This is a genomic window from Thalassospira sp. UBA4513 (genome assembly GCF_002388495.1).
Lineage (GTDB): Bacteria > Pseudomonadota > Alphaproteobacteria > Rhodospirillales > Thalassospiraceae > Thalassospira > Thalassospira tepidiphila.
Genome location: NZ_DGMR01000004.1, coordinates 457 through 2731, shown reverse-complemented (window position 1 = coordinate 2731; position 2275 = coordinate 457). Strand labels below are relative to the sequence as shown.

Genomic DNA, 2275 nt, shown 5'->3' with positions numbered 1-2275 from the left:
TTACCGTGGTCAACGTGGCCGATGGTGCCAACGTTAACGTGCGGTTTTGTACGCTCAAACTTTTCCTTGGCCATTGCCCTCAGATCCTATTATCCGAACCAAAAAAACACGTAGTAACCCAACGCACGAGCCGACGGGTTGCATCATAAGAATATTGGAGCGGGTGAAGGGAATCGAACCCTCGTCGTAAGCTTGGAAGGCTTCTGCTCTACCATTGAGCTACACCCGCATATTTATGCTGCGAGCTCTCGCGAGGGCGAGAGAGTGGTGGAGGGGGCAGGATTCGAACCTGCGTAGACTAAGTCGGCGGATTTACAGTCCGCTGCATTTGACCGCTCTGCCACCCCTCCATCAGGGTCGTAACGCCATCCGGGTTTGACCCCGGCCTCGTTGCGGCGAGGGAGGGAATACGGCGAAGGCACCTACCCTGTCAACAGCAAAAAAAGCACGAAATCGTATTTCCTTTCCTATATGTTCGCCAAGTTTCGCCGATCAAACGAAGCAAACTGCATTCAGTCCCCTACGGCCCGGAGGTTTCCGCCATATGTCGCGTCGCAATAAATCCCGTTCAGGAAATCGTCATCAAGGTGACGGGGCGCCCGATGCCCTCCCGCAAGGCGATGAAAACCGTGAAGGCAATTCGCGCCGCGGACGAAAACGCGGCCGTGACGGTGGTGGATCGGGCGGCAATTCGCGCCTGATTCTATTTGGGCGTCACCCGGTGATGATGGCAATTGCCAATCCGCAGCGCACGATTCACAAAATCTGGGCCACCGAAAACACCCGTGATGAAGTCATGGCTGCCCTTGCCGACGCCGAGCGCGATGACATCGCGGTAGATTCGGCCGGACGCACCGACCTTGATGAAATGCTGCCGCCCGGCACCGTGCATCAGGGCATGGCCATGCATTGCGCCCCCCTGCCCCAGCTTTCCGTCGAAGAACTGATTGCCGATCACCGCGATTCTGAACAATGCACGGTTCTGATCCTTGATCAGGTGACCGACCCGCATAACGTTGGCGCGATCCTGCGCAGTGCGGCGGCATTTGGCGCATCAGCGGTTATCGTGCCCGACCGTCATGCCCCGCCTGAAACCGGCGTGCTTGCCAAATCGGCCAGCGGTGCGCTTGAAACAGTTCCCTATATCCATGCCGGGAACTTGAACCAGACGCTCGATAAGCTTAAGGGCGCGCATTTCTGGCTGGCGGGTATGGATGGCTATGCCGAACAGACATTGGCCGAAGCCAAACTTCATGGCCGTGTGGGTATTGTGATGGGATCAGAGGGTGAAGGGCTGCGCCGTCTGACGCGCGAAAGCTGCGACTTCCTGGTCAAGCTTCCGATGTCGGATCGCATCGAAAGCCTTAATGTTTCAAACGCAGCCGCCGTCGCGCTTTACGAGCTGTATCGCAAGTAGGCAACAGCGCGCCAGCATGGGCGTTTGAGGCGTTTTCACGGGATGTAAATTTCCGTGCTTCAAACTCTTGCAATCATCAGCGGCCCGGATTATGTTCGCGCCGCTCACGCCGGCATAGCTATAATTGGTAGAGCAGCTGATTTGTAATCAGCAGGTCGTAGGTTCAACTCCTATAAGTGGCTCCATGCGAGTGTAGCTCAGTGGTAGAGCCCCACGTTGCCAACGTGGCTGTCGTGAGTTCGAATCTCATCANNTAGAGCAGCTGATTTGTAATCAGAAGGTTGGGAGTTCGAGTCTCTCTGCCGGCACCACTCAAAGAAAACCCCGCAAGCCATCGGCTGCGGGGTTTTCTTTTGGCGTTACATCGAAATGCTATCTGGGCGGGCCTTCAAGGCGCACGATTTCATCAAGCCCGTCATCCCAGCTCGCCTTGCTGCCCATCATGATATGGGCGTTCGGGCGTATCGAGACAGGCGTTTCTAGGCTGCCTGCCGGGACGACCACCAGCTTGCCATCCATCTGCGTGTAGGGAACGGCCGAGCCGCAGTTTTTGCAAAACGCCTTTTGATGGCGCGTTTCGGGCACGGTGTAGGACTGGATGTGATCCTGGCCGTCGATCCAAAACAGCGTTGCCTTGCCTGAAAACAGATTGGCCGCATGGGCCGAGCCGGTGTCCTTTTGGCAATATTTGCAGTGGCACAGAAAGAACGCGTCAAAGTCACCCGTGATTTCGTAGCGCACAGCCCCACACAGACAGCCGCCGTGATGTTTATCAGCCATGACCATTCCCCTGCCCTAGCCGTCGCGTCTGGACGATGTGTAACGTTCCGAAACGTCGTAATAGTCATCAAAGCCGAT

At 56.3% G+C, this 2275-nt stretch carries 2 protein-coding genes and 2 tRNA genes; 1 reads left to right on the top strand and 3 read right to left on the bottom strand.

Annotated elements, in window-relative coordinates:
- Positions 1 to 155: 155 nt before the first annotated feature.
- Both B2T33_RS01835 and B2T33_RS01830 read right to left on the bottom strand, forming a co-directional pair.
- Positions 156 to 229 (bottom strand) — tRNA-Gly (locus B2T33_RS01835).
- A 36-nt stretch (positions 230 to 265) separates the two neighbouring features.
- A tRNA-Tyr gene (locus B2T33_RS01830) sits at positions 266 to 350 on the bottom strand.
- 194 nt (positions 351 to 544) lie between these two features.
- Between B2T33_RS01830 and rlmB the strand changes: the two genes are divergently transcribed.
- Positions 545 to 1417 carry a 23S rRNA (guanosine(2251)-2'-O)-methyltransferase RlmB gene (gene rlmB, locus B2T33_RS01825; RefSeq protein WP_008892100.1) on the top strand — a complete coding sequence of 291 codons (873 nt, stop codon included), beginning with the start codon at positions 545 to 547 and terminating at the stop codon, positions 1415 to 1417.
- Positions 1418 to 1789: 372 nt separating this feature from the next.
- Here rlmB and B2T33_RS01820 read toward each other — a convergent pair whose 3' ends face one another.
- Positions 1790 to 2197, bottom strand: a complete 408-nt coding sequence (locus B2T33_RS01820; protein ID WP_286791017.1) for a GFA family protein — start codon at positions 2195 to 2197, stop codon at positions 1790 to 1792.
- Between the last annotated feature and the right edge of the window lie 78 nt (positions 2198 to 2275).